Origin of the sequence: Amycolatopsis rifamycinica (genome assembly GCF_000695625.1) — a bacterium.
Lineage (GTDB): Bacteria > Actinomycetota > Actinomycetes > Mycobacteriales > Pseudonocardiaceae > Amycolatopsis > Amycolatopsis rifamycinica.
This window is the reverse complement of record NZ_JMQI01000082.1, coordinates 81,303-107,743: the sequence shown is the minus strand read 5'-3', so window position 1 is coordinate 107,743 and position 26,441 is coordinate 81,303. Positions and strand designations below refer to the sequence as shown.

The 26,441-nt window shown below is 71.4% G+C and carries 22 protein-coding genes; 10 read left to right on the top strand and 12 right to left on the bottom strand.

The genetic code is table 11. From position 1 onward, the window contains the following. Positions 1 to 128 precede the first annotated feature (128 nt). Positions 129 to 2,423 carry a sodium-translocating pyrophosphatase gene (locus DV20_RS41165; RefSeq protein ID WP_043789109.1) on the bottom strand — a complete coding sequence of 765 codons (2,295 nt, stop codon included), beginning with the start codon at positions 2,421 to 2,423 and terminating at the stop codon, positions 129 to 131. A gap of 349 nt (positions 2,424 to 2,772) precedes the next feature. Between DV20_RS41165 and DV20_RS41160 the strand changes: the two genes are divergently transcribed. After that, complete coding sequence (locus DV20_RS41160; RefSeq protein ID WP_043789108.1) at positions 2,773 to 5,307, top strand: DEAD/DEAH box helicase; 2,535 nt, start codon at positions 2,773 to 2,775, stop codon at positions 5,305 to 5,307. 85 nt (positions 5,308 to 5,392) lie between these two features. Here DV20_RS41160 and DV20_RS41155 read toward each other — a convergent pair whose 3' ends face one another. From DV20_RS41155 to ssd, 8 genes are all read right to left on the bottom strand, one after another. Beyond that, positions 5,393 to 6,010 (bottom strand): bifunctional DNA primase/polymerase, encoded by a 618-nt coding sequence (locus DV20_RS41155; RefSeq protein WP_043789106.1) that lies wholly within the window; start codon positions 6,008 to 6,010, stop codon positions 5,393 to 5,395. A gap of 1,073 nt (positions 6,011 to 7,083) precedes the next feature. Beyond that, positions 7,084 to 7,521 (bottom strand): Rv3654c family TadE-like protein, encoded by a 438-nt coding sequence (locus DV20_RS41150; protein WP_084093925.1) that lies wholly within the window; start codon positions 7,519 to 7,521, stop codon positions 7,084 to 7,086. Then, positions 7,508 to 7,867 carry a TadE family type IV pilus minor pilin gene (locus DV20_RS41145; protein WP_043789105.1) on the bottom strand — a complete coding sequence of 120 codons (360 nt, stop codon included), beginning with the start codon at positions 7,865 to 7,867 and terminating at the stop codon, positions 7,508 to 7,510. Before DV20_RS41145 ends, DV20_RS41150 begins: the two co-directional genes overlap by 14 nt. Next, a complete protein-coding gene (locus tag DV20_RS41140) occupies positions 7,864 to 8,040 on the bottom strand; it encodes a DUF4244 domain-containing protein (RefSeq protein ID WP_043789104.1) in 177 nt (58 codons plus the stop codon). The genes DV20_RS41145 and DV20_RS41140 overlap by 4 nt, the downstream gene beginning before the upstream one ends. A 26-nt stretch (positions 8,041 to 8,066) precedes the next feature. Continuing rightward, positions 8,067 to 8,783, bottom strand: a complete 717-nt coding sequence (locus DV20_RS41135; protein ID WP_043789102.1) for a type II secretion system F family protein — start codon at positions 8,781 to 8,783, stop codon at positions 8,067 to 8,069. Next, positions 8,780 to 9,538 carry a type II secretion system F family protein gene (locus DV20_RS41130; protein WP_043789101.1) on the bottom strand — a complete coding sequence of 253 codons (759 nt, stop codon included), beginning with the start codon at positions 9,536 to 9,538 and terminating at the stop codon, positions 8,780 to 8,782. The genes DV20_RS41135 and DV20_RS41130 overlap by 4 nt, the downstream gene beginning before the upstream one ends. Before the next feature lie 64 nt (positions 9,539 to 9,602). Next, positions 9,603 to 10,754: a TadA family conjugal transfer-associated ATPase gene (locus DV20_RS41125; RefSeq protein ID WP_043789099.1), complete on the bottom strand. Its 1,152-nt coding sequence runs from the start codon at positions 10,752 to 10,754 to the stop codon at positions 9,603 to 9,605. 911 nt (positions 10,755 to 11,665) lie between these two features. Beyond that, a complete protein-coding gene (gene ssd / locus DV20_RS41120; protein ID WP_043789098.1) occupies positions 11,666 to 12,730 on the bottom strand; it encodes a septum site-determining protein Ssd in 1,065 nt (354 codons plus the stop codon). Between the two features lie 617 nt (positions 12,731 to 13,347). Here ssd and DV20_RS41115 point away from each other — a divergent pair. The 7 genes from DV20_RS41115 (at position 13,348) to nicT (ending at position 23,010) form a co-directional block, all read left to right on the top strand. Further along, positions 13,348 to 14,178, top strand: coding sequence for an HAD family hydrolase (locus DV20_RS41115; protein WP_043789097.1), 831 nt, complete (start codon positions 13,348 to 13,350; stop codon positions 14,176 to 14,178). A 716-nt stretch (positions 14,179 to 14,894) separates the two neighbouring features. Next, a complete protein-coding gene (locus DV20_RS41110) occupies positions 14,895 to 16,652 on the top strand; it encodes a glycoside hydrolase family 3 protein (protein ID WP_043789096.1) in 1,758 nt (585 codons plus the stop codon). Beyond that, entirely contained in the window at positions 16,649 to 17,932 is a 1,284-nt protein-coding gene (locus DV20_RS41105; RefSeq protein WP_043789095.1) for an exo-beta-N-acetylmuramidase NamZ family protein, read from the top strand. The genes DV20_RS41110 and DV20_RS41105 overlap by 4 nt, the downstream gene beginning before the upstream one ends. A gap of 47 nt (positions 17,933 to 17,979) precedes the next feature. Then, a complete protein-coding gene (locus DV20_RS41100; RefSeq protein ID WP_043789094.1) occupies positions 17,980 to 19,701 on the top strand; it encodes a serine hydrolase domain-containing protein in 1,722 nt (573 codons plus the stop codon). A 238-nt stretch (positions 19,702 to 19,939) separates the two neighbouring features. Beyond that, positions 19,940 to 20,914 carry a MurR/RpiR family transcriptional regulator gene (locus DV20_RS41095; protein WP_235191150.1) on the top strand — a complete coding sequence of 325 codons (975 nt, stop codon included), beginning with the start codon at positions 19,940 to 19,942 and terminating at the stop codon, positions 20,912 to 20,914. A 23-nt stretch (positions 20,915 to 20,937) separates the two neighbouring features. Continuing rightward, positions 20,938 to 21,867: an N-acetylmuramic acid 6-phosphate etherase gene (locus DV20_RS41090; protein WP_043789092.1), complete on the top strand. Its 930-nt coding sequence runs from the start codon at positions 20,938 to 20,940 to the stop codon at positions 21,865 to 21,867. A 54-nt stretch (positions 21,868 to 21,921) separates the two neighbouring features. Then, on the top strand, positions 21,922 to 23,010 hold the full coding sequence (nicT, locus tag DV20_RS41085; RefSeq protein WP_043789091.1) for a Nickel transporter NicT: 1,089 nt from the start codon (positions 21,922 to 21,924) through the stop codon (positions 23,008 to 23,010). On the opposite strand, the gene DV20_RS41080 is transcribed toward nicT, so the two are convergent. After that, positions 22,946 to 24,139 (bottom strand): MFS transporter, encoded by a 1,194-nt coding sequence (locus DV20_RS41080; protein WP_051736346.1) that lies wholly within the window; start codon positions 24,137 to 24,139, stop codon positions 22,946 to 22,948. The two genes, nicT and DV20_RS41080, sit on opposite strands and share 65 nt — an antisense overlap. A 54-nt stretch (positions 24,140 to 24,193) precedes the next feature. On the opposite strand from DV20_RS41080, the gene DV20_RS41075 reads away from it, so the two are divergent. Then, positions 24,194 to 24,499 (top strand): ArsR/SmtB family transcription factor, encoded by a 306-nt coding sequence (locus DV20_RS41075; RefSeq protein ID WP_043789130.1) that lies wholly within the window; start codon positions 24,194 to 24,196, stop codon positions 24,497 to 24,499. Here DV20_RS41075 and DV20_RS41070 read toward each other — a convergent pair. Beyond that, complete coding sequence (locus DV20_RS41070; protein WP_043789090.1) at positions 24,496 to 25,218, bottom strand: Fic family protein; 723 nt, start codon at positions 25,216 to 25,218, stop codon at positions 24,496 to 24,498. The two genes, DV20_RS41075 and DV20_RS41070, sit on opposite strands and share 4 nt — an antisense overlap. Further along, the gene (locus DV20_RS41065; RefSeq protein ID WP_043789089.1) at positions 25,211 to 25,708 is read right to left on the bottom strand and encodes a phosphoribosyltransferase; all 498 of its coding nucleotides are present in this window, start codon (positions 25,706 to 25,708) and stop codon (positions 25,211 to 25,213) included. Before DV20_RS41065 ends, DV20_RS41070 begins: the two co-directional genes overlap by 8 nt. Before the next feature lie 113 nt (positions 25,709 to 25,821). On the opposite strand from DV20_RS41065, the gene DV20_RS41060 reads away from it, so the two are divergent. Beyond that, a complete protein-coding gene (locus DV20_RS41060; protein WP_043789088.1) occupies positions 25,822 to 26,424 on the top strand; it encodes a GNAT family N-acetyltransferase in 603 nt (200 codons plus the stop codon). Positions 26,425 to 26,441 lie beyond the last annotated feature (17 nt).

Below are 26,441 nucleotides of genomic sequence, written 5' to 3'. Positions count from 1 at the left end.
CGTCCCGGCAGGCCCGACGGTACCGACTCGGTGGTGCTCCGCAAGTCGCCGGGCCTTTCTGGGATGCCGGGGCAAACCCCGGGCCCGGCACGCGTCGCCGCGTACCGGGCCCGGGGGCACCCTGGAACTCAGGCCTTGATCTCGGCCGGAGTGTCGGAGATGACGGTGCCGCGCCGCTTCGACACCACGATCGCCGCCACGATCACGGCGACCGCGACGAGCGAGATGATGATGCGGACGGCGGCGTTCTCGTCGGGACCGATCGAGAACTGCACGACGGCGGGCGCGATCAGCACGGAGACCAGGTTCATCACCTTGATCAGCGGGTTGATCGCCGGGCCGGCGGTGTCCTTGAACGGGTCACCCACGGTGTCACCGATGATGGTGGCCTCGTGCGAGGACGAGCCCTTGCCACCGTGGTTGCCGTCTTCGACCAGCTTCTTCGCGTTGTCCCACGCGCCACCGGAGTTGGCGAGGAAGATCGCCATCAGGGTGCCGCAGGCGATCGCGCCGGCCAGGTAGCCGGCGAGCGCGCCGGTGCCCAGGCCGAAGCCGACCGCGATCGGGGCGAAGACCGCCAGCAGACCCGGCGTGGTCAGCTCGCGCAGCGAATCGCGCGTGACGATGTCGACGACCTTGCCGTACTCGGGGCGGGTGGTGCCCTCCATGATCCCCGGGATGTCGCGGAACTGGCGGCGCACCTCGAAGACGACAGCGCCGGCGGCGCGGGAAACCGCGTTCACCGCGAGGCCGGAGAACATGAACACCACGGCCGCACCGACGATGACGCCGACCAGCGTGTTCGGGCTGACGATCGCGTTGACGAACGACTTCGTCGCGGACATCCCGTCGGCCACGCCGGCACCCATGCCGACCAGCGTCTTCGAGATCGCGTCCGAATAGGACCCGAACAGCGCCGTCGCCGCGAGGACCGCGGTGGCGATCGCGATGCCCTTGGTGATCGCCTTCGTGGTGTTGCCGACCGCGTCGAGCTCGGTCAGGATCTGCGCGGCCTTCTCGTCGACGTCACCGGACATCTCGGCGATGCCCTGCGCGTTGTCCGAAACCGGGCCGAAGGTGTCCATCGCGACGATGACGCCGACGGTGGTCAGCAGACCGGTGCCGGCCAGCGCCACGGCGAACAGCGCGACGCCGCCGCCCAGCAGGTAGGCGCCGAACACGGCCGCGCCGATGACGAGCGCGGTGTACACAGCGGACTCGAAGCCGACCGAGATGCCGGACAGGATGACCGTCGCCGGGCCGGTTTCCGACGTCTTGCCGACGTCCTTGACCGGCTTGTACTCGGTGCCGGTGTAGTAACCGGTCAGCTTCAGGATGATCGCCGCGAGCACGATGCCGATGATCACCGCGATGGTCGCGATGACCGCCGGGTTGCCGCTGTTCTCGTAGCCGGCACCGAAGTCGGAGAAGCTGCTCGGCAGGTAGACGAACGCCGCGATCGCCGACAGCACCGCGGAAATCACCGCGGAGATGTAGAAGGAGCGGTTGATCGTGACGAGGCCACCTTCGCCCGCGCGCGCCTTGGTGATGTAGACACCGATGACGGCGGTGATCACGCCGATGGCCGGCACGATCAGCGGGAAGATGAGGCCGTGCACGCCGAAGGCGGTGCTGCCCAGGATCAGCGCGGCGACCAGCATGACGGCGTAGGACTCGAAGAGGTCCGCGGCCATGCCGGCGCAGTCACCGACGTTGTCGCCCACGTTGTCCGCGATGGTCGCGGCGTTGCGGGGGTCGTCCTCCGGGATGCCCTGCTCGACCTTGCCGACCAGGTCCGCGCCGACGTCGGCGGCCTTGGTGAAGATACCGCCGCCGACACGCATGAACATCGCGATCAGGGCGGCGCCGAAGCCGAAACCCTCGAGCACCTTGGGCGCCTGGCCGGTGTAGACCAGCACGACGACCGCGGCACCGAACAGGCCGAGGCCGACGGTGATCATGCCGACCACGCCGCCGGTGCGGAACGCGACGCGCATCGCCTTCTCGCGGCCGCCCTCCTCACGCGACGCGGCCGCGACGCGCAGGTTCGCCTGCGTCGCCAGCCACATGCCGAGGTAGCCGATCGCGAACGAGAACCCCGCACCGACCAGGAAGAAGATCGAACGGCCGATCTTCTCGTTCCAGTCGTCCGCGGGAAGGATGAAGAGCAGGAGGAACACGATCACGCCGAAGATGGCGAGGGTGTTCCGCTGCCGCTTGAGGTACGCGGCCGCGCCTTCCTGCACCGCCTTGGCGATGTCCTGCATCTTGGCGGTGCCCTGGCCTGCGGCCAGCACCTCCTTGAGCAAGACGTAGCCGATGACGAGTGCGGCAAGCGCGACCACGGCGACTACACCGACAATCGTGTAGCCACCTCCGGAGAGCGTGATGGATCCGCCCTCCGCGAGGAACTGCCGTGACATTCGTCCTCCATGAGACGTCGCCGAGCGCCAACGTCGACGGCAAGCCGAGGGTTCGACACGGCCGGCGCTGGCATGGACCCTGTACCGAGCGACACGCTAGCCGGGCAGCAATGCACGTCTCACATGACGCTCACCACAGAGGGTGTGGATTGCGGGAGTGTATTGGTATCGCAACCAGCGTCTTCACGCCGTCCCGGGGACGGTACATTCCGTTACCTTGTGAGCCTCCTCACTTGATCGATCACTCTTCCGCCGATGCGTTGGCGCAGCTGGGGATGCCAGAACTGTCGTACCCCTGTGCCAAGCTCGGCGGGTGGACGAATCACGTGGGCAGCGGCTGCTGAGGCGGGTGACCGCCGGCACCCCGTCGCGCGAGCACCCGGTCACGCACGTCGCGGACCTGCCGGGCCGCGCCGCGCGCTACGCAGAGTGGCCGTCGTGGGCGGATCCGGCGGTTGTCGCTGCGCTGCGTGACTGCGGTGTGTCCGCGCCCTGGGCGCACCAGGTGGAGGCGGCTGCGCACGCGTACGAGGGCCGTCACGTGGTCATTTCGACCGGGACGGCGTCGGGCAAGTCGCTCGCCTACCAGCTGCCGGTGCTGTCCCGGCTGGCCGCGGGCGAGAAGGCGAAAGCTTCGGTTCGCGGGTCCCGGGTCGCGGAGCCCCCGGCCCGGGACGCAGCCCCGGTTGTCACAGCGCTGTACCTGTCGCCGACGAAGGCGCTGGGGGCCGACCAGCTGCGGTCGGTGTCCTCTTTGGACGTCCCCGGGGTGCGGGCGGCGGCGTTCGACGGGGACACGCCGATGGCCGAGCGCGACTGGGTGCGCGCGCACGCGAACTGGGTGTTCACCAACCCGGACATGCTGCACCGCGGGATCCTCTCGGCGCACGGGCGGTGGGCGACGTTCTTCCGGCGGCTCAGCTGCGTGGTCGTCGACGAATGCCACAGCTATCGCGGCGTCTTCGGCTCGCACGTCGCCCTGCTGCTTCGCCGGCTGCGGCGAGTGGCCGAGCACTACGGCGCGTCGCCGGTCTTCGTTCTCGCGTCGGCGACGACGGCTTCGCCTGCTTCGTTCGCTTCGCGGTTGACGGGGGTGCCTTGTGTCGCCGTGACGGACGACGCGTCGCCGCGCGGCGCCCGGACGGTCGCGTTGTGGGAGCCGCCGCTGCTGGAGGAGCTGACCGGGGAGAACGGCGCGCCGGTCCGGCGGTCGGCCGGGGCCGAGACGTCGCGGATCCTCGCCGACCTGGTGCTGGAAGGCGCGCGGTCGCTGGCCTTCATCCGGTCGCGGCGGGGCGCGGAGCTGGCCGCGCTGGGTGCGCGTCGCATATTGTCCGAAGTGGACCCCGCGCTGGCGGAAAGCGTTGCCGCGTATAGGTCGGGCTACCTTCCGGAGGAGCGCCGCGCGCTCGAGGCCGCGCTGTTGTCGGGCCGGCTGCTCGGGGTGGCGACGACCAACGCGCTGGAGCTGGGCGTCGACATCGCGGGTCTGGACGCGGTGGTGCTGGCCGGCTACCCGGGCACGCTCGCGTCGTTCTGGCAGCAGGCCGGGCGGGCGGGCCGCTCGGGCGACTCGGCGCTGGTGGTGTTCGTCGCGCGCGACGACCCGCTCGACACGTACCTGGTGCACCACCCGGCGGCGCTGCTTTCGCGGCCGGTGGAGACGGCGGTGCTCGACCCCGCGAACCCGTACGTGCTGGCGCCGCAGCTCGCGTGCGCCGTGGCCGAGCTGCCGCTGACGCTGTCCGAGCTGGAGGTGTTCGGCGGCGCGGCGGCCCAGGAGGTGCTGGCCGAGCTGGCCGAGCAGAAGCTGGTGCGGCGCCGGTCGAGCGGCTGGTACTGGACTTCGCGGGACCGGCCGCACGCCGAGGTCGGCATCCGCGGCACCGGCGGGGAGCAGATCGCGGTGGTGGAGGCGGACTCGGGCCGGATGCTCGGGACGGTCGACCCGGGCTCGGCCTGCGTCACGGTGCATCCGGGAGCGGTGTACCTGCACCAGGGGTCGTCCTACGTCGTCGACGAGCTCGATCTGGAGACCGGGCTGGCGCTGGTGCACGCGGAGAACCCGGACTGGACGACGACACCGCGCGAGATCGTCGACATCTCGGTGCTGAGCACCCAGGAGAAGCAGGACTACGGCGGGGTGAGCGTCTGCCTCGGCGAGGTGGCGGTGACGTCGCAGGTGGTCGGCTACCTGCGGCGACGGCCGTCCGGGGAGGTGCTGGACCACACGCCGCTCGACCTGCCGGAGCAGAGCCTGCGTACGCGGGCGGTCTGGTACACGGTGTCCGCCGAGCTGCTCGGGCCTGAGGAGCCGCGGCGCTCGGCCCGCTCGGCCGTTCCCGCGGCCCCGGACGTTCGCGATTCCGGGACCGATGGCGAGGTGGGGACCGGGGGCCATCGGGTGGGGACCGAATCTGCGGGGCCGGTGGGGACCGGGGAGGAAGCCCCGGCGAACGGTCGGGGGCCCGTTCGCGAGGGTGGCAGGGCACCGGGGAGTGCCGGTCTGGTTCCGGCACGAATCCCCGGTGCCCTGCATGCCGCCGAGCACGCGGCGATCGGCCTGCTACCGCTGTTCGCTACGTGCGACCGGTGGGACATCGGCGGGGTGAGTACCGCGTGGCACGAAGACACCGGGGAGGCGACGGTGTTCGTGCATGACGGCCATCCCGGGGGTGCGGGATTCGCCGAACGCGGTTATGCCGCGATTGTCCCGTGGCTGGCCGCAACGCGGGAGGCGATCGTCTCCTGCGAGTGCCCGACGGGATGCCCGTCCTGCGTCCAGTCGCCGAAGTGCGGGAACGGCAACGAACCGCTGGACAAGGCGGGGGCAGTGGCCGTGCTGGGAACCGTGCTCGGGGCGTTGCGTCAACACGGCCCCTAGAACGGCCACATGGTGGTTCATGGAGTTGTGTCCTGCTCCGCCTCGGCCGGGCTGGGACCGGCCGCGGGCGGTGGTTCGGGTGGGTTCAGGCGGCGCTGGACTGGACCAGCTGCGGCGAGCGCTCGCCGGCCAGGGCCCGCACGAGAACGTCGTGCACCTCGGCGGCGTCCGGCAGCTGCCAGCCGCAAACCTCGGGCTTGACGCGCCAGTGCACGACACCGTGCTGGAACGGCGACGGCGGCAGCGGGATGTAGCTGTCCTTGCCGTGCCACTGGACGGAAGCGCGGGTCGCCAGCTCGGCCGGAACGTGGTCGGCGACGGTGGTGAGGAAGAGCCAGCGGCCGTTCGGCAGCACGATGATGGGCGCGGGGTGCCCGATGGCGCGGAGGAGGCGGCAGGCGCGCTTGCCGATTTCGTCGTCGACCTCGACGGCGTCGAGCACGGTGCCGGTGGCGACGAGCAGGCTGTGGGTGCGGTCGGAGAACCAGGTGGCGACCTCGTGGGCGTGGGTGCCGGTCTGCTCACGCCAGGCGTCGATGGCCGGAACCGGACGGCGCCAGGTCAGGTCGTCGCCCTCGGTGAGCGGGGCGGGGTCGATGCCCGGGAGCACCGGCCAGCCGCGCCAGGCGAGACCGATCGCCTCCGCCCGCAGTTCGATGCGGAAGGCACCGCGCCAGCTGTCCGGCCAATTCGCGTCCAACATCAGTGTTTTCCTGCCTTCAAGTTCCGGTTCTCAGCGACCCGCTAAACCCGGTCGTGGTGTCGCACATCTCACTTAACGGCAAGTTGCACATTGCCCGGAACCCCCACGCGACAACCGGTGGTTACGAGGCGATGAACGCCCAGTGATGCGTACGGCCCGACCGAAGCCCCAGGGCCCCGACGGACGGCGAACGGCGACCGCACACGGACCGTTCGTCGCGGAAACCCCAGGATCCGCGGGCTTCCGGACCGTCGATCGGCGACACCGGCGCACCGGTTCGGCCCAGGTGAGCAGCCGATTCGACCGCTCGCCGTGCACCAACGACCGCTGCCCGTGACAATCAGCCGCTCATCGCCCGGCCCGACGGATCTGCCGGTCACCGCCGCATACCGACCGGTCGGCGTCCGCCCGGCGGCCGGGCCGGAGGGCGGCCTGGGGCGTGCTGTCGGCGAGCGGGGGCGGTTGGGTGGGTGGGCTGTCGCAGATGCGCGACAGTGCCGCGGGATGCGGAGGGCGGTCTGTCCGCCAAGGGGCCGCCGGGAGACGGCGCGGCCCGGCTTGACCTGACCGGCCCCGCCCGGCTTTGCCCAACTTGGCGCGGCGCGGCTTGGCAGGGCGCGGCCGGGCTCGCCGCGGCCCGACTTGGCCCGCTCCGGCTCGGTCCGGCGCAGCACGGCCTGGCGCCGCACGGCCTGGCACGGCCCCGCGCGGCCGGGGTTCGCCGCGGCCCGGCTTGGCTCGGCCCGGCCCGGCCAGGTTCGCCGCGGCCCGACTTGGCCCAATTCGGCTCGGCACGCCGGATTCGGCGCGGCCAAGTTCGGCGCGGCACGGCGCAGGCCGGCGCGGCGGCACCTGGCTTAGCCAACCCAGGCCGGCGCGGCCGGGATCGACTCGGACACTGCCCGGGCCGCCGGCCTGGCCGGGGCGGACCCAGCGCCGCCAGGCGCGGTCTGCGGCCAACGCCACCCGTCGGTGCCGCCGCCGTGGGTGGTCGCGGTGGCGTGCCCTTGGGTCTGCGCGAGGCGAACAGGGCCAGCACGCCACCAGGTCGCCGCAAGGGCCGGCGTGGCCGCTTACCCGTCGGGGCGGAGGGGGTGGGTGGGCGTGCCGCCGAGGTTGTTCGTTGGCGGCTCCTTCGCCGGGCTTGTCGGCTCGGTGGCTGGTCCGGCGCGGGCGTGGGCTGAGGGCTTTGGCAGGCCTGCGATGGCCGGGCTGCGGGCCTCGACCTCGATCAGTGCGTCGAGCTCTTGCCATCGGCACGTTCTGAGCGTCACTCCCATCCGGTCGGCTACCCATCTGGCGTGTTCGCATGCCCGGGCCGGGCCTTCGCTCGCGTGGGAAGCCGCGGCCAGGGCGCCCAGGTCTGCCGCCGACTCCGCCTGGTGGCGGGCTGTCACCGTTGCTGCCAGGTACAGCGCCAGCGTTGCCACGCCCGTCAAGGCCGTCACCGCCATTGCCGTCCAGATGGTGGCCGCTCCGCTGTCCGGGGGTCGCTGCTCAGCCGGGGGCATCTGTTGTCTCCGTGTCTGGCTCCGCCACCGCGTAGGCCGTTGCGGCCAGGTGGATTGCCGGGAAAAGGCCGGTCGCCGGGTGGGCCGTCACCTTGACCGTGATCTCTTCGCCGGTTCGCTCGACCGTCAGGTTCGCTTCCGGTGGGGCTATCTGGTAGACCGCCGCCGCTGCTTCGTGGGGCTGACCCCTTGCCAGCAGCCGCGCTGCTTCGCGGGCTGCGTCCGTGCAGCGCAGCTGGCTCGTCAGCAACGCGAGGCCCGCGAGCAGCAGGACCATCACCACCATCAGGCCGGCCAGGCCGAGCGCTGCTTCGACCGTCACCGAGCCTTCGTCCTTCTGTCTCATGACGGCACCGACAAGGCCTTCATGACCAGGTTCGTCAGCCACGAGACCACCGAATCTCCGGTGAGCAACGCGTAGAGGACGGCGGCGAAGGCCGCGACGGCGACCGTGACGATGGCGTACTCGACCGTCGTGGAACCGTCGTCCGAGCGGGGTCTGCGGCGGAACGCGCGCATGAGGGTTCCCTTCTTGAGGATTCGTGTCAGAAGAGCGGGCCGAGTCGTCCTACGAGACCGAGGACGACCGGCAGCACGCCCAGGCAGAAGAAGGCCGGGAGGAAACACAGACCGACCGGCAAGGCGAGCGCCACTCCGGCGCGCTCGGCGCGTTCCTCGGCTTCGGTGGCCAGCTCGTCGCGGAACCGTCCGGCCAGGTCGCCGGCCGCCGTGGCGAAGGCCGCTCCCGAACGGGATGTCCGGATCGCCGCGGCCGCCAGCTCGCCGAGGCCGGGGACGGACCGCACCGGCGCCCAGGCTTCGTCCGGGCGGGAACCGAGGGCGAGCAGCCCGGCCGTCGCGTTCAGCGCCGCGCTCGCTGCCTCGGGCGCCGTGCCCGCCACGGCCTCCAGCGCCGAGGGCACCGGCAGCCCGGCGCGCAGACAAGCGGCGAGGAGATCCAGCGTTCCTGCCAGCCGGAGTTTGGCCGCGAGGTCCATGGCCGGTGGTCGCGGACGGCGAGTGCGGCGGATCGCCCACCACCCGGTGGTGGTCACCGCCGTGCCCGCCACCACTCCGGCGACCCCGCCGATCAGCACCGCCGTCGATACGCCGCCCACCACCGCCGCGAGGGGCGATAGCGCGCGGTGTGTTTGGCGAACGGGCTTCGGGCCTTCGTTCAGTTGGGCGAAGCGCCGCGCGATGGCGTCGTCCGGCCAGCTCAGCAACGCCCCGGCGAAGAACAGGAACGCGATCGCGGTCACCGGATCCGCACCCGTCCGGTCAGGGCACGGCACCACGCCGTGCCCGCCCAGAGCAGGAGGCAGCCGGCTACCAGCAGCAGCTGGCCCGGCGTGCTGCCGATCAACACCGGCAACGGGGCCGCGCCCATGGCGTGCCCGAGCAGCACGCACAGCACCGGGAGCCCGGTGAGTACCGCCGCGCTCGCCCGTGGGCCGGCCAGCTTGGCGCGCATCCGGCGGGCTGAGGCCAAGCCCGCTTCGGCGTCGCGGCGGGCCGCGTCGAGGACCTCGGCCATCGGGAGGCCGTGGCGTTTGCCCAGTGTCCAGGCCGCGGCCAGCTGCGGCAGGGCCGGTGCGCGCAACTCGGTGTCGAGCCGCGCCGCCGTTGCCAGGGCGTGGAGGTCGCCCGCCACCGCCGGGACCACGTCCGCGGCGGCTTCCGCCGCCGTGACCGGGTGCGCACCGGATCGGAGCTCGGCCACCATCGTCCGCAACGCTGTCGCGGTGTGCGCGGCCATCGTCAGGTCGGCGGTGGCTCGGCGGTGGGCTCGCCACTCCTGGCTCCACGCCAGTGTCAGCACGCCGGCGGCGATCGCGCCGCCCGCTCCCGCCACCAATCCGGCGACGGCGGCCGGGAGCAGCCAGCGGACGACGCGCCACAACTCGGGAATCCGGACGGTGGCCGGTGACTCGATCATGACCTGCAGCCGGTTCGGAGGCGCCGGCCAGCACGCCAGAGCCGCTCCCACGCACAGCGGGAACCACGCGCCGATCATCTTCGCCTCCTTCGGTTGCGTGGGAAAGCGCTCGACAGCAAGGAAATCCGCACCAGCAGAAGGCTCAGCACGCGATCGCCCCCGACGTCGAGAACAGGTGCCGGTCGACCGTCCATCGGCCCGCGCGCCAGACCGGTACGACCCGCGCCCGGCCGTGTTCGGCGCGGAGCACGCCGACCTCGGCGAGGCGCCGCCGGCCGCCCGGTTCGCGCCGCATGTGCAGCACCACGCGGATGGCGGCGACGAGCTGGCTGTGCACGGCATCGCGACCGAGGCCGCCGAGCGCGGCCAGCGCCTCGATGCGGGCGGGTACCTCGGCCGGGGAGTTGGCGTGGACCGTGCAGGCGCCGCCGTCGTGGCCGGTGTTGAGCGCGGTGAGCAACGCGCCGACCTCGGCGCCGCGGACCTCGCCGACCACCAGCCGGTCGGGACGCATGCGCAGCGCCTGGCGCACGAGCTCGGGCAGGCCGACCGCGCCGGCACCCTCCACATTGGATGTCCGGGCGATGAGGCTGACGAACTGCGGGTGGGCGGGCCGCAGTTCGCCGGCGTCCTCGACGCAGACGATCCGTTCGCCCGGGTCGACGGCGCCGAGCAGCGCGGCCAGGAGCGTGGTCTTGCCGGCGCCCGTGCCGCCGGTGACGAGGAACGCCATCCGCCTCGAGACGACGGTGCGGAGGAGGTTGGCGCCGGCCTCGTCGAACGCGCCGAGTTCGCCGAGCGTGGTGAGGTCGTGCGTTGCCGGGCGCAGGACGCGGAGGGACAGGCAGGTGCCGCCGGCCGCGATCGGCGGGAGGACGGCGTGCACGCGGATGCGGCCGTGGGGGCCGGCGCCGGGTAGCCAGCCGTCGACGTAAGGCTGCGCGTCGTCGAGGCGGCGTCCGGCCGCGAGGGCGAGGCGCTGGGCCAAGCGGCGGACGGATTCTTCGTCCTGGAAACGGATGCCGGTGCGGGCGAGGCCTTGTGGGCCGTCCGTCCAGACTTCGTCTGGGCCGGTGACGAGCACGTCGGTGGTGGCCGGGTCGTCGAGGAGCGGGGCCAGCGGGCCGGCGCCGACGAACTCGTCGCGGGCTTGGCGGGCGGCGTCGAGCACGGCGTCGTGTCCGAGGGCGCCGCCTGCCTCGGCGCGGACGGCGGTCGCGACGGCGACCGGGTCGGCCTGGCGGCGGTCGCCGGCCAGGCGGTTGCGGACGCGGTCGACGAAGTCGGTGGTCATGGGTTCACCCGCTTTGCTCGGTGCTTGGGTGCCGGGGTGGCTGGTGGTGGCTCGGCATGCGGTGGTGCGAGGGCCGGGCGGTGGCGCGGAAGGGCGAACCGCCGCGCAGGGCCGTGACCCGGGTGCCCCGCGACAGACGCGAGCGCGGCGCCGGACGCCGCGACGCAAGCGACCCGGGCACCGACGAACGGCCGCCGTGCAGGGCCGCGGCTCGGGTGCCGGGTGCCAGACGGGAGCGCGGTGCCGGAGGCTGTGACAAAAGCGACCCGGGGACCGACGAACGGCCGCTGCGCTGGGCCGTGACGCGGGTTCCCCGCGACAGAGGCGAGCGCGGCGCCGGACGCCGCGGCACAAGCGACCCGGGCACCGACGAACAGCCACCGCGCAGAGCCGTGACCCGGGTGCCGGGCGACAGACGCGAGCACGGTGCCGGACGCCGCGACGCAAGCAAGCCGGACACCGACGAACAGCCACCGCGCAGAGCCGTGACCCGGGTGCCGGGCGACAGACGCGAGCGCGGTGCCGGACGCCGCGACGCAAGCGACCCGGGCACCGACGAACGGGCGCCGCGCAGGGCCGTGACTCGGGTGCCCCGCGACAGACGCGAGCGCGGCGCCGGACGCTGTGAAGCAAGCCGGTCGGGGACCGACGGACGGGCGCCGCGCTGGGTTGTGGCTCGGGGGGCGAGCGGAGGGTGGGGACGGGGTGGCGTGATCGAGTGGGCCGAGGCGGTTGTCATGCGTTCACCTGCTCTGCTGGGAGCTTGGGGCGGTCAGTGGACTGGTGGCTCGCCGCGGGAGGCCGCGGCATGGGGTTGGCGCGGGCCAGGAGGCTCAGCACCGTCGGGAGCAACAGCTCCGCCACTCTGGTCGGGGCGCGAGTGGGGCGAAGGCCGGCGGGCGCGGTGGTCATCAGGCGGCCGCCTGGGCCTCGCGGCGGGCTGTGGCCAAGATGGCTCTTGCCGCGTCGGCCAACGGGCCCCTGTGGTTGGCGGGGAACTCGTCGCTCTTGAGCGCTCGCTGGAGGCCGCGCTGTGGGGGCATCGTGGCCAGGAGGGGTGGGCCCATCCGTGCGGCCATCCGGGTGGCGTCGTCCTTGGCGCTTCCACACGTCACCAGGCCGATGCGGGCCGTCACTTCCGAGAGCCCGTTCAGGACCTTCTTCGCCGCCAGGCAAGCCCGGAACTCCAGTGGCACCAACAGCAGCACCAAGTCGGCCCTCAGCAGGACCTCCTTGGCTGCCTCGTCGAGGGTGCGCGGGAGGTCGCACACCACCGTGGTACCCGAGCGATGGCCGGCGGACAGGATCGCCGACAGTGACTCGACCTGGGGGCCTTTCCCTTCCGGGCCGGACGCGAGCACCGGGAGGCTGCCGCCTCGGTGTCTTCGCTTCGGGAGGTCCGCGGCCAGCGATGCCAGCGATGCCCGGCCGCTCAGCCGTACGTCCGGCCAGCGCGCTCCGGGCAGCTTTTCCACACCCAGCAACACATCCAGGCCGCCGCCGAGCGGGTCGCAGTCCAGCAACAGCGCGCCGCCCGGATCGCCGGCGGCCGCCAGTCCCAGGGTGGCCGCGAACACGGACGCGCCCGCGCCGCCTCGGCCGCCAACCACGCCGAGGACCAGGCCGGGTTGTTCCGCCGGTGTCTCGACGATGTCGGCGAACGTGGCGGCCAGCTCGGTCTCCTCGTCGGGCAACGAGATCACCCGCTCGACGCCGGCGCGGAACGCGTGCTCCCACGTGCCCGGCGCCGGACTGCCCTTGCAGATCAGGAGGATCCCGCGGCGCCGGGGCAGGACCGGTGGTTGCCGCACGGCTTCTTCGTCGAGGACCACCAGCGGCGCGCGGGCCCAGTTTCCCCTCGCCGCTGTCAAGTCCGGTGCCCGGTCTACTTCGCAGCCCGCGACCGCGGCCACGCGCAGTATCTCGTCGAGCACCGTTTCGTCCGCGGCGATCACCAGCGGTCGTTGCCCCGTCATGCGTTCCTCCCCCGTCGTCGGTGCGGGCCGTGGGTGGCCCGGTTTCCACCGTCGCGGGTGGGGGCGGGGCGGCACAACGGGTCGGACGGCCGGCTGTGGACAACCGGGGTGTTGTGGACAACTGCCGCTCGCAGGCCGCTCGCGGACCGCCTCGGCCGGTCGGGCGTGGCAGGATCGGCACGCATCCGCGGCGGGAATGAGCGCGGACATCCGCACCCGAAGATTCGCGCGCCACGATTCGAGAGACCACGGGAAATTGACGAAGGTAAGCGGAAGGCAAAATGTGCGAGCGGGCTGCCGCGAACCCCGGAATCCGGCCAGGGCAACGGAAACCGGCCTTGGCAAACGGGAGGTAAGAGGGCGGCCCCCGCCAGGGGGGAGGGACGGGGGCCGCCGTGGGTTCAGCCCCGGGGGGTCGGACTGAACCGGCCCGGTTGGACACCGGGCTCCCTCACTGTAACTCCGTCCGGCGCCCGTTCGCGCGCCGGATGAGGCACACAGTTCGGTAACGGCACAGCGCGCCCGAAGTGCCTGCCTGTCATGGATTTTCCGCCCGGCGCGACGCGCGCGTGGTGGATCAACGGGACGCGCGGCGATCAAGCTCCTATCCTGGGCAGGTGGCCGAACCGAGCAGCGCACCGTCGCGCATCCGGAAGCCGGGCCCGGAGCACGCGGTGGCCGCGTTCTTCGACCTGGACAAGACGATCATCGCTTCGTCGAGCGCGCTGGCGTTCAGCAAGCCCCTCCTCAAAGAAGGGCTGATCAACCGTCGCGCCGCGTTGCGAAGCGCCTACGCGCAGCTGGTGTTCTCGCTCGCCGGAGCCGACGAGAACAAAACCGAGCGGCTGCGCGCCGAAGTTTCCGCGCTGTGCGCCGGCTGGGACGTCGCCCAGGTGTCCGCGATCGTCCGCGAGACCCTGCACGACGTCGTCGACCCGCTCGTGTACGCGGAGGCGGCGGAGCTGATCGCGCGCCACCGCGAGGACGGGCACGACGTGATCGTGCTGTCGGCGACCGGCGAAGAGGTCGTCGCGCCGGTGGCGGAGATGCTCGGCGCGACCCGGAGCGTCGCCACGCGGATGCAGATCGTCAATGGCCGCTACTCCGGCGAAGTCGACTTCTACTGCTACGGGGCCAACAAGGCCGTCGCCGCGAAGCAGCTCGCCGCGACTTACGGCTACGACCTCGCCGAGTGCTTCGCCTACACCGACTCGAGCACCGACATCCCGCTGCTCGAGGTCGTCGGGCACCCGCACGCGGTCAACCCCGACAAGCTCCTGCGGCGTGAGGCCCTCGAGCGCGGCTGGCCGATCCTGGCCTTCGAACGGCCGATGTCGCTGCGCACCCGGATCCCGACGCGCTCGGCCGGGATGGTGGCGCTCGGTGTCGGCGCGGTGGCGGCCGGAGCGACCTGGTACGGCCTCAACCGTCGCCGTCGGTCCCGTTAGCCGCGGCACCGCCACCCACACGGCCGTACGGGCTCCGCTTTGCTTGGCCCAGCCCCGAATTGTCCGTCGCGCAGGGTGCTGGTGTCACCCGATCCAGCCTCTGTACCGGTGCACCCGTCCGCGCACTTGAAGTGACCGGGCTCACGGCGTAGAAAGTAGGTGCGGACGTTCGGTCGGCCAGGGAACAGGTAGAAGAGAAGCCTGTTCCACCCCGGCAAACCTCCGTGCGCGGACTCCGGGTACCCACGCGCAGCGCGCCGCGGGAGGCTCGTCGTCTAGGGACTGCGTAGTGGGACGCCACACGCCGAGTCCATGTAGGTACGACCAGAGTTGCACGCTTGGTCGCCCGAGAAGTTCGCGCTTGCAGGCGGCGCCCGTGGCTTCGGCCACGGGCGCCGCCTCGTCTTTTTGGGGGCCGGGTCACCCCGAAGGGGCATCACGCGTGACTGGTGGGGCATCACGCGTGATCAGAGGGGCATCGCGTGTGGTTGGTGGGGCATCTCGGGTGGGTGGGGTGTGGGTTGCTACCGATCCGGGTACGACTGGGCCGTTCGTGCGGTCGGTCGATGGACAGCGCCGGATTCGGTGAGTAGCTTCCCGATACTGGCGCCTCCGAGTGGACTTCTCACGTCCGACGGCGCCCGATACTTTCTGGGAGGCTGGTCGTGACGACCCGAAATCGGAGGTTCCATGCGCTCGCCCTGCCCGTCGCGGGGGTGCTCGCCTTCACCGGGGTGGGTGTCGCGACCGCCGCGAGCGCACCGCGGGTGAGCGCGGACGCGCAGGCCGAGGCCGCGGCGACGCAGGCGCTGCGAGGGCTGACGCTGGAGCAGAAGGTCGGGCAGCTGTTCGTCACCTGGGTGAACGGCAAGACCGCCGACGAGGTCAACCCGAAGAACCAGACCGACTTCGGCGTCGACACCCCGGCCCAGGTCGTCGAGAAGTACCACCTCGGCGGGGTCATCTACTTCAACAACGCCACGCGCGACAACTTCGACGACCCCGTGCAGGTCGCGAAGCTGTCCAACGGCCTCCAGAAGGCCGCCATCGGCAGCGGGGCGCACATCCCGCTGCAGATCGCCGCCGACCAGGAGGGCGGCACCGTCACGCGGATGGGCGCGCCGGCCACCGAGTTCCCGAACGCCATGGCCATCTCCGCCGGGCGGGACACGAACCGCGCGACGCGGGCCGCGACCATCCTCGGCCACGAACTGCGTGCCGTCGGCATCAACCAGGACTTCGCGCCCGACGCGGACGTCAACTCCAACCCGGTCAACCCGGTCATCGGGGTCCGGTCCTTCTCCGGGCAGCCGGGGCTGGCCGGCGATTTCGTCACGGCCGAGATCAAGGGCTTCCAGGACTCCGGGTTCCCGACGAAGACCGTGGCGGCGACGGCCAAGCACTTCCCCGGGCACGGCGCCGCGCCGACCGACAGCCACACCGGGCTGCCGCGGATCGACAGCACCGAGGCGCAGTGGCGGGCCACCGACGTGCCGCCGTTCAAGGCCGCGATCGCGGCCGGCGTCGACTCGATCATGAGCGCGCACATCCAGTTCCCCAGCCTGGACCCGTCGCTCGAGCCCGCGACGCTGTCCAAGCCGATCATCACCGACCGGCTGCGCCGCGAACTCGGCTACACCGGCGTCGTGATCACCGACTCCCTCGAAATGGAAGGCGTCCGCAAGCTGCACGGCGACGCCGAGATCCCGGTGCTCGCGCTCAAGGCGGGTGTCGACCAGCTGCTCATGCCGGTGCACCTCGACCTCGCCATCAACTCGGTCCTGGCCGCCGTCAAGTCCGGCGACATCCCGGTGCGGCGGATCGACCAGAGCGTGCTGCGCGTGCTCAAGCTCAAGTTCAAGCGCGGCATCCTGTTCTCGCCGTTCGTCGACGCGAACAAGGTCATGCAGACCGTCGGTGTCCCGGCGAGCCTGAAGACCGCGCAGGACATCGCCGACCGCGGCATCACGGCCATCGCGAACGACGCCGGTCTGCTGCCCCTGAAGCAGAAGCCCGCGACGACGCTCGTCACCGGCTGGGGCGCCGCCACGACGGCGACCCTCGCGGAGAAGCTGACCGCCCACGGCACGGCCGCGACGGCTTACCAGACCGGCCAGACCCCGACAGACGCCCAGGTCGCGGAGGCCGTCGCCAAGGCACAGGGCGTGGACCTCGTCGTCGTCCTGACCAACAACATCGGCGGCTACCCGCTGCAGACCAAACTGCTCAACGCGCTGCAGGCCACCGGCAAGCCGGTCGTCGCGGTCGCGGCGCAGATCCCGTACGACGCGGGTTACCCGAGCACCGTCCGGACCTGGCTGGCCACCTACGGCTACATCACGCCGACCCTGGAGGCGCTGGCCAAGGTGATCCTCGGCGAGACGAAGCCGGTCGGGAAGCTGCCGGTCGACATCCCGGCGGGCGCCGACATGCAGACCGTGAAGTACCCCTTCGGCCACGGGCTGACCTGGTGAACCTCAACCGGCGTCACTTCCTCGGCGCGAGCGCGCTCGCCGTCCCGGTGCTGGCGGGCGGCTCGGCCGTCGCCGGAGCCCAGTCCGAGGCAGCCCAGCCCGAGGCAGCCCAGCCGGAAGCAGCACACGCGGGCCGCGTCCTCACCGGCGCGGAGCAGCTGGCCGCGCAGGGCTGGCGCACGCTCAAGGGCCGCAAGGTCGGCGTCCTGTCCAACCCGACCGGTGTGCTGCTGAACGGCGACCACATCGTCGACTCGATGGTCGCCGCCGACGTGGAACCGGTGGCGGCCTTCGGCCCGGAACACGGCTTCCGCGGCAGCGCGCAAGCCGGCGGGTCGGAGGGCGACTACACCGACCCGCGCACCGGCGTGCCGGTGTATGACGCGTACGGCGTCGACGCGACGAAGCTCGCTTCGCTGTTCACCAAGGCGGGCGTCGACACGGTCGTGTTCGACATCGCCGACGTCGGCGCCCGGTTCTACACCTACATCTGGTCGCTCTACACCGCGATGGTGGCCGCGGCGCAGGTCAACGCCGCCCTCGTCGTCCTCGACCGGCCCAACCCGCTCGGCGGCCGGGCGGCCGGGCCGGTGCTCGACCCGAAGTTCGCCTCCGGCATCGGGCGCCAGCCGATCGCCCAGCAGCACGGAATGACCGTCGGCGAACTCGCCCGCTTCTTCGCCGGCGAGTTCATGCCGGACGGAAAAGTGCGGCTCGACGTCGTCCAGGTCCGTGGCTGGCGGCGCGACACGCTCTTCGCGCAGACCGGGCTGAACTGGGTGCTGCCGAGCCCGAACATGCCGACCCCCGACACCGCCCTCGTCTACCCCGGCACCGGGATGTTCGAAGGCACCGTGTTCTCCGAGGGCCGCGGCACCACGCGGCCGTTCGAGATCATCGGCGCGCCCGGGCTCGACTGGCGGTGGCGCGAGAAGCTCGAGGACGAGCAGCTGCCCGGAGCGAAGTTCCGCGAGACCTACTTCGTCCCCACGTTCAGCAAGTTCGCCAACCAGACCTGCGGCGGCGTGCAGCTCAGCGTGAGCGACCCGCGGGCCTTCGACGCGATCCGGACCGCCGTCGCCATGCTCGTCACGGCGAAGGCCCTGCACCCGGACGTGTTCGCCTGGCGCCCCGACAACTACATCGACAAGCTGTCCGGATCCGACCGGCTCCGGACCATGGTCGACGCCGGCGCGGGCGTCGACGAGGTCACCGGCGCCTGGCGGGCCGAGCTGGCCGAGTTCGACCGGAGACGCCGTCACTACCTGCTCTACCGCTGAGGGGGAGACTCGTGCGTGTTAGGAAGGTCCTCGTCGCGGCCACCGGAGTGCTGGTGGCACTGACCACGTTGACCTCAGGAGCCAGCGCCATCACCAGTCACGATCCGGCCACCGGCCGCTTCGACCGGCCGCAGCACGGGTTCGCCCCGCCGTGGACGACGCTGCGCGACGGACGGCCCCGTGACGTCAACCTCGACCCGGCGCCGATCAAGGCGGCCGAGGACTTCCTGGCGAGCTGGACGAAACCGGACGCCTCCGGGCACCCGCACTTCTCCGGAGCGGTCGGCCTGCTCGCGCACGACGGCGTGGTCGTCGACCGGTACGCGGTCGGCGGCGCGCTGCGGTACGCCGACGCCAAGGGCACCGAACTGCCCGCGGACCAGCAGGTCCCCATGCGGAACGACACGATCTTCGACATGGCTTCGATCTCGAAGCTGTTCACCTCGATCGCCGTCATGCAGCTGGTCGAACGCGGGCAGTTCACCATCGACACGCCGGTCAGCCGCTTCTTCCCGGAGTTCGCGACCGGCGACAAGGCCGCCATCACGGTCAAGATGCTGCTCACGCACACCTCCGGCTTCGACGCCGACCCGATCCCGTCACTCTGGGCGGGCTACCCGGACATCCCGGCACGCCGGCAGGCCGTGCTCGACAGCCCGCTCAAGAACAAGCCCGGCACGACGTACCTCTACTCGGACATCAACCTGCTGACGCTCGGCTTCATCGTCGAGAAGCTGACGGGCCAGTCCCTCGACAAGGTCGTCCACGACCGGATCGCCGCGCCGCTCGACATGGCCGACACCGGGTACAACCCGCCCGCGGCCAAGCTGGCCCGGATCGCCGCGACGGAGTTCCAAGCGAACCCGCCGCGCGGGATGGTGCGCGGCAGCGTGCACGACGAGAACGCGTGGTCGCTCGGCGGCGTCGCCGGGCACGCCGGCGTGTTCAGCACCGCGGGCGACATGGCCCACCTCGCCCAGGCGATCCTCAACGGCGGCAGCTACCGCGGGCACCGGATCCTGCGGCCGGAGACCGTCCGTCAGCTGCTGACGAACTACAACCCGCAGTTCCCGGACAACTCGCACGGCCTCGGCTTCGAGCTCGACCAGCCCTGGTACATGGGCGCGCTGGCGTCGCCGATGACCGCCGGGCACACCGGCTACACCGGAACGACGCTGGTCATCGACCCGGAATCCCGGTCGTTCGCGATCTTGCTGACCAACCGGGTGCACCCGTCCCGGAACTGGGGCTCGATCAACACCGCCCGCCAGGTTTGGGCGACGTCGCTGGCCAGGGCCATGGCGGTGCGGCCGGTGGCCGGGAAGGACGCCTGGACGAGCACGCTCGGTAACGCCGGCGTCGCTACGCTGAGCACTCGCTCGTTCACTACGCATAGTGATCAAGCGCGCGTGTCGTTTTCCGCTTTCGTGGACACCGAGGGCCCCAGTGATCCACTTCAGCTGCAGGTCAGCACCGACGGGGTTAACTGGCAACCGATCGCCGTATCGGTTTCCGGGCCGGGAGCACCCTCCGGAATCGTGACGTCGCTCTCCGGACACGGGCACCGTGCCTGGTGGAGGGCGGTGGGCACGCTGCCGCAGGGCGCGTCGGTGAGCCTGCGCTGGCGTTACAGCACCGACCCGAGTTACACGGGCCGAGGAGTTTCGGTGGACGGTGTGAAAGTCACCGAGAGCGGCCGATCACTCCTCGACGGTGAACGAGACCCCGCGATTTTCGTTGCAGACGGTTGGCAGTTGAGCTCTCGGTGACCGATCGGTCGCCGAACGTCCACCGCAAGTCGGAATTTACCGTCCTCTTGCCGCTTGCACCGCGACACTAAGTTGCCAAGTCGTTAGCTTGACCTCGTTAACAAGGTCGACCCTGTTGGCGACTTTCTGGTCAACGATTAATCGCAAATCGAGATCCGCAGACACGGACGGGTTGCGATTGTACCGAAGGGTGTGGGTAGCCTTGTCGCAAATGCCAACGGTTAGTAACTTTCCGACGGTGAGTGATACCGAATCCGTAGTCGGCACGGCACAGTCCGAGCCCGTATCGGTCCAGACGGCCGTGCGGGACGCCGACTCCAGCCCGCTGGTCCGGATCCGGTCGCTGCTCCCCGGCCTGGCCCGCGCCGAACAGCGCGTGGCCAAGGTGGTGCTGGAAGACCCCGCGTCCGTCGCGCGGCGCAGCATCACCGAGGTGGCCCTGGCCGCCAACACGAGCGAGACCACGGTGACCCGGTTCTGCAAGGCGGTGGGCGTCGGCGGGTACCCGCAGCTGCGCATCGCGCTGGCCGCGGACACCGCGCGCACCGAGGCGCGCACCACGCGCAACCTCGGCGGCGAGATCGGCCCGGAGGACGACCTGGCCGCCGTGATCGGCAAGGTCAGCTTCGCCGACGCGCGCGCGGTCGAGGAGACGGCCGACCAGCTCGAGGTCGCCACCCTCGAGAAGGTGATCGAGGTCGTCGCGAACGCCGGCCGGGTGGACGTCTACGGCGTGGGCGCCAGCGCGTTCGTCGCCGCCGACCTGCAGCAGAAGCTGCACCGCATCGGCCGCGTGTGCTTCGCGTGGTCGGACACGCACATCATGCTCACCTCGGCCGCGGTGCTGAGCCCCGGTGACGTCGCGATCGGCGTCTCGCACACCGGCGCGACCACCGACACCGTCGAGGCGCTGCGCGTGGCGCGCGAGCACGGCGCGGTCACCATCGCCGTGACGAACTTCCCGCGTTCGCCGATCACCGAGGTCGCCGACCACGTTTTGACGACCGCGGCGCGGGAAACCACGTTCCGTTCGGGTGCCACGGCCAGCCGTATCGCCCAGCTCACCGTCATCGACTGCCTGTTCATCGGGGTCGCGCAGCGGCACATGGACGCCTCGGTCAGCGCGCTGGACGCGACCAGGGACGCAGTCGGATCGCACCGCTTGGGGGTCAGGCCGGACGGTCGTCGCCGTCCGCGGGAAACCGGCAAGTGATGACCGGAGAAAATGTGAGGCGCATGATGACCGTCCCCGTGCAGGCGGTGCACGTCGATTCGCCGACCGAGACCCGCAATCCCCGCACCAAGGACATCGACCTGATGTCCACCGCGGGGATCCTGGGTGCGATCAACGCCGAGGACCGGACGGTCCCCGGTGCCGTGGCCGCGGTGCTGCCCGAGGTGGCGCGCGCGGTGGACCACGCGGTGGACGCCATCCGCGGCGGAGGCCGGGTGCACTACGTCGGCGCGGGCACGTCCGGGCGGCTGGCCACGCTGGACGCGGCCGAGCTGGTGCCGACGTTCAACGTGCCGGGCGACTGGTTCATCGCGCACCACGCCGGCGGCGAGCGCGCGCTGCGTCAAGCCGTCGAGAACGCGGAAGACGACTCGGCGGCCGGTGCCGCCGAGATGGCCGCGATGGTGCAGCCCGGTGACTTCGTGCTCGGGCTGACGGCGTCGGGCAGGACGCCGTACGTGCTGGGCGCGCTGGCCGCGGCGTCGCGCCAAGGCGCCCGGACCGGGCTGGTCTCGGGCAACGCCAAGGCCGCGAAGCCGGCCGGCGTGGACGTGCTCATCGCGGTCGACACCGGCCCCGAGGCGATCGCCGGTTCGACCCGGATGAAGGCGGGCACGGCGCAGAAGATGATCCTGACGTCGTTCTCCACCGCGACGATGATCAAGCTGGGCCGGACCTACTCCAACCTGATGGTCAGCATGCGGGCCACCAACGCGAAGCTGCGCGGCCGGACCATCCGGATCCTGCAGGAAGCCACCGGCATGACGATGGCCGACTGCTCGGACGCGCTCACCGAGGCCGGGGGCGACCTCAAGGTGGCGCTGGTGCACTTGCTGTCCGGCGAGGACGTCAAGAGCGCCGCGAAGGCGTTGCACACGTCCGGCGGGCACGTGCGCAAGGCGCTCGACCTCGTCCGGGTGCGGGCGAGCTAGACCAACATCTGTTCATCTGCCTAACCTCTCAGGTGAGAGGGGAGGCTGGTGGGCATGGTGGGAAAGACGGAGGACTCGCGACGCAGGCTTTCGCGTCGCGAGTGGGTGTCGATCGGCGGGATGGGCGGATTCATCCTGCTGCTGAACGTCGTGGGCTGGGGCGTGCTCACGGCGTTCGTCGCACCGCACCACTACGCGTTGGGTACGTCCGGCGTGTTCGGGATCGGGCTGGGCGTCACGGCGTTCACGCTCGGCATGCGGCACGCGTTCGACGCCGACCACATCGCCGCGATCGACAACACGACCCGCAAGCTGATGGGCGACGGCCAGCGGCCGCTTTCGGTCGGCTTCTGGTTCTCCCTCGGGCACTCGTCGATCGTCTTCGCGCTGTGCCTGCTGCTGTCCCTCGGCGTCCGCGCGCTGGCCGGGCAGGTCGAGGACGGCTCCTCGGCGTTGCACCAGGCGACCGGCGTGATCGGGACGTCGGTGTCCGGGGTGTTCCTGTACGTGATCGCGATCCTGAACCTCGTCGTGCTCGTCGGGATCCTGCGGGTCTTCAAAAAGATGCGCCGCGGCGACTTCGACGAAGCCGCGCTCGAACACCAGCTGGACAACCGCGGCGTGCTCAACCGGCTGCTGCGCGGCGCGACGAAGGCCGTGCGCAAGCCGTGGCACATCTATCCGGTCGGGCTGCTGTTCGGGCTGGGCTTCGACACCGCGACCGAGATCGGGCTGCTCGTGCTGGCCGCGGGCGCGGCGACGTTCGCGCTGCCGTGGTACGCGATCCTCGTGCTGCCGATCCTGTTCGCCGCCGGGATGACCCTGTTCGACACCGTGGACGGCTGCTTCATGAACTTCGCCTACGGCTGGGCGTTCGCGAAGCCGGTGCGCAAGATCTTCTACAACATCACGGTGACCGCGCTGTCGGTCGCGGTGGCCCTGCTCATCGGGACCATCGAACTGGTGTCGATTCTGGCGGAGAAACTGGACATCACCTCCGGTCCACTGGCGGCGATCGCCTCGGTGGACCTGGACTACGTCGGCTTCGGGATCGTCGGGTTGTTCGTGCTGACGTGGGTCATCGCGCTGGCGGTGTGGCGGTTCGGGCGGATCGAAGAGAAGTGGTCGGCGAAGCTCTCCTGAGCGCGACGCCCAGTGCGGCGACGGCGGCGAGCGCGCCGACCGGCCCGACCCAAGCCGGTCCCGCGGCGGCGAGCACGACCCCGCCCAGCGCCGAGCCGAGTGCGCCACCGACGTAGATCGCCGAACCGTTCAGCCCCAGCGCGACGGTCGGCGCGTCCGGCGCGAGCATGAACAGCCGGTGTTGCTGCGGCACCATCAGCATTCCGCTGAAGACGCCGGAGAAGAGCGCGAGCAGCAGCGCGCCGGGCAGTGACCGCACGGCCAGGTCCAGGACGGCGAGCCCCGCCGCGATGCCCGCCAGCGAAAGCGCGAGGACGCGGGCCGGCCCGAAGCGGTCGGTGGCGCGGCCGGTGACGGTCGTCCCGATCACCTGGCCGAGCCCGGAGCCGACCAGCACCCACGACAGCACGGCCCCGGTCGCGACCGGCGCGACGAGCACCGGCAGGTAGACGAACACGGTGAAGCCGGCGAGCGTGCCGAAGATCGTCACGAGCAGGACCCGGGCGATCGGGCGCCGGCCGACCACCTCGAGCCGCGCGCGAAGCCCGGCCGCGGGCAGCCGGACCTCGGGGATGACCGGGATCAGCGCCGCGACGACCACCGCGACCACCCCGATCCCCCACATCACCGCGCGCCAGCCGAACCACGTCCCGGCGAGCACGCCGATCGGGACGCCCAGCACCATCGACACGCTCATCCCGGCGGCGACCGTGGCGAGCGCGCGGCCACGGCGTGCTTCGGACGAGAGCGCGCCGGCGAGGACGTAGGCGTTCGACTGGAAGGCGGCCGCGCCGATCGCCGCGAGCAACCGCGCGACGGCGACCACCGCGAACGACGTGCCGAGCGCCTGCCCGGCCATGCCGACGGTGAACAGGGCCATGCCGCCGGCCAGCAGCCACCGGCGGTCCCAGCCGCCGGTGAACGCGGCGATGAGCGGGGACGCGATCGCGTACGTCAGGGCGAAGACCGTGGTGAGCTGGCCCGCGACGGACTCCGTCACGTGCAGGTCGGCGGCGATGGTGGGCAGCAGGCCGTTGAGCACGAACCCGTCGGTGCCGACGGTGAACGTGCCCACCGCGAGCACGAGCAGGACCCCCAGCCGATCATTAGATGATCGTCGAATCGTCATAGGGTCATGGTGGAGCTATACTTCGATCGTTGTCAAATGGTCGAAGGAGATTCGTTGACCAGGACGCTGCCCCAGCCCGCGCGCGAGGCGATCGAGATCGTCACGGTGCTGCAGGCGCTCGCCGATCCCGTGCGCCTGGAGATCGTCCGCGAACTGGCGCAGGAGACCGAGCCGCGCAGCTGCGCCCTCGAGGAGTACGACCTCGACATCACCGCGGCGACGCTGTCACACCACTGGCGGGTGCTGCGGGAGGCGGGGTTGACGACGACAACCGTCGAAGGCCGCCGCCGGTGGATCGTGCTGCGGCGCGACGACCTCCAGGCGCGGTTCCCCGGCCTGCTGGACGCCGTGCTGGCTTAAGACGCGGCGTCCGAAATGCTCTTCGCTTCGCGCGCGCCCGCTTCGAACGCTTCGCAGCAGAAGAGCAGCCACGCGCGGACGCCCTCGGGCGTTCCGCCCGCGAACCCTTCGGCCGTTTCGAGGTATCGCGGCACCCGGCGGAAGAACGCCACTTCGGGCACGCTCAACGACTTCGGGTCCAAGCCCGTCGCGACCATCGTCAGCCGGGCGGCCGCGCGGGCGACGACACCGTCCGCGCTGCCGAACGGCTTGAGGGCCAGGAGTTCGCCGTGCACGACCGCCGTCAGGACCGGGCCCGGCACCGACGTCGCGCCGGTCACCAGCTGGGCGAGCAGTTCGAGCCGGCCGCCACCGGATCGCGGGCGCCCCAACGCGTCCAGGTCGTCGACGAGGTCCGCCGCGGCCAGGACGTGCAGCCGGGCCAACGCCTGCAGCGGCGCGCGGCGCCACGTCGGCAGCAGCGATTCCAACGTCTCGGCGACGCGCAGTGCGCCGGCGAGGACGGGGTCGCCGACCGCGCCGTCGGCGGGCAGCTCGGGGTTGGCGCCTTCGATGCCGGCGGACGCGCGGGCGGCCCGCACCGAGGCTTCCGCCGCCGTCGCCGCGCCGCCGCGGAGGTTCGCCGGGAGGCGGTGGACCGCGAACACGGCGTCCTGAGCGGACTTCGCCGCCGCCGCGACGCCTTCGAGCTCGAGGAGGGGCTTGAGGGGATCAGGCATCGAGCACCTGCCCCGTGCGCTGGACCACGGGCGGCAGGACCGACCACGGGAAGTTGATCCACTTGTCGGTGTGCCGCCAGACGTACTCGCACTTCACCGTCGAGTGCGGCTTCTCGTAGACGACCGCCGATCGCACTTCGGCGACGTGCTCGACGCAGAAGTCGCGGACCAGCTTGAGGGTGGCGCCGGTGTCGGCGACGTCGTCGGCGATCAGCACCTTCTTGCTCGTCAGGTCGACGACGTTGGGCACCGGCGGCAGCATCACCGGCAGGTCGAGGCGCTGGTCGACACCGGTGTAGAACTCGACGTTCATCACGTGCAGGTTCTTCACGTCGAGCGCGTAGCCGAGCGCGCCGGCGACGAAGAGGCCGCCGCGGGCGATGGACAGGATCAGGTCCGGCGCGAAGCCGTCTTCGGCGATGGTGTGAGCCAGTTCACGGCTCGCCGTGCCGAACAGCTCCCAGCTCAGCTCTTCCCGCTCTTCGGCCATCGAGCCCACCCTTCCGTCGTGGTCCGCCGAGCATAGGCAACGCCGAAGTGGACTGCGGAAATGCTTGGAAATTGGCTATCAAAGACGGCCATTACCACCCTTACGGTGATCATGTGAGCGACTGGAACACGCAACCCACCCTGGCCGGACGGCACGTCCGCCTGGAGCCACTGACGGCCGAGCACGCCAAGGGCCTGTTCGAGGCCGGCACCGACCCGGGCATCTGGGCGTGGCTGAGCATCCGGCAGCCGGGGGATCTTCCCGGAGCCGAGCGGATGGTCGAGCAGGCGCTCGCCGACCCCGACCGGCGGCCCTTCGCGCAGATCGACGTCGCCTCCGGCCGCGTCGCCGGGACGACGTCGTACTACCAGGTCGTCGAGAAGCACCGGATCCTGTCGATCGGGCACACGTGGATCGGCGCGGAGTGGCAGCGCACCGGGCTCAACACCGAGTCGAAGCTGCTCCTGCTGACCCACGCGTTCGAAACCCTTGGCGCGCAACGGGTGGCGTGGGAGACCGACATCCGCAACCTCCGCTCGCAACGCGCCATCGAACGGCTTGGCGCGCTTCGCGAGGGCGTGTTGCGGGCGCACCGGATCCGGCCGGACGGCTCGTCGCGCGACACCGTCCTCTACTCGATGCTGGCGCCGGAGTGGCCGGCCGCGAAGGCGCGGCTGAACGAACGCTTAGTCACGGCGGCTCGCCTGGCTCGCTGAAACGGCAGGGCAACGTG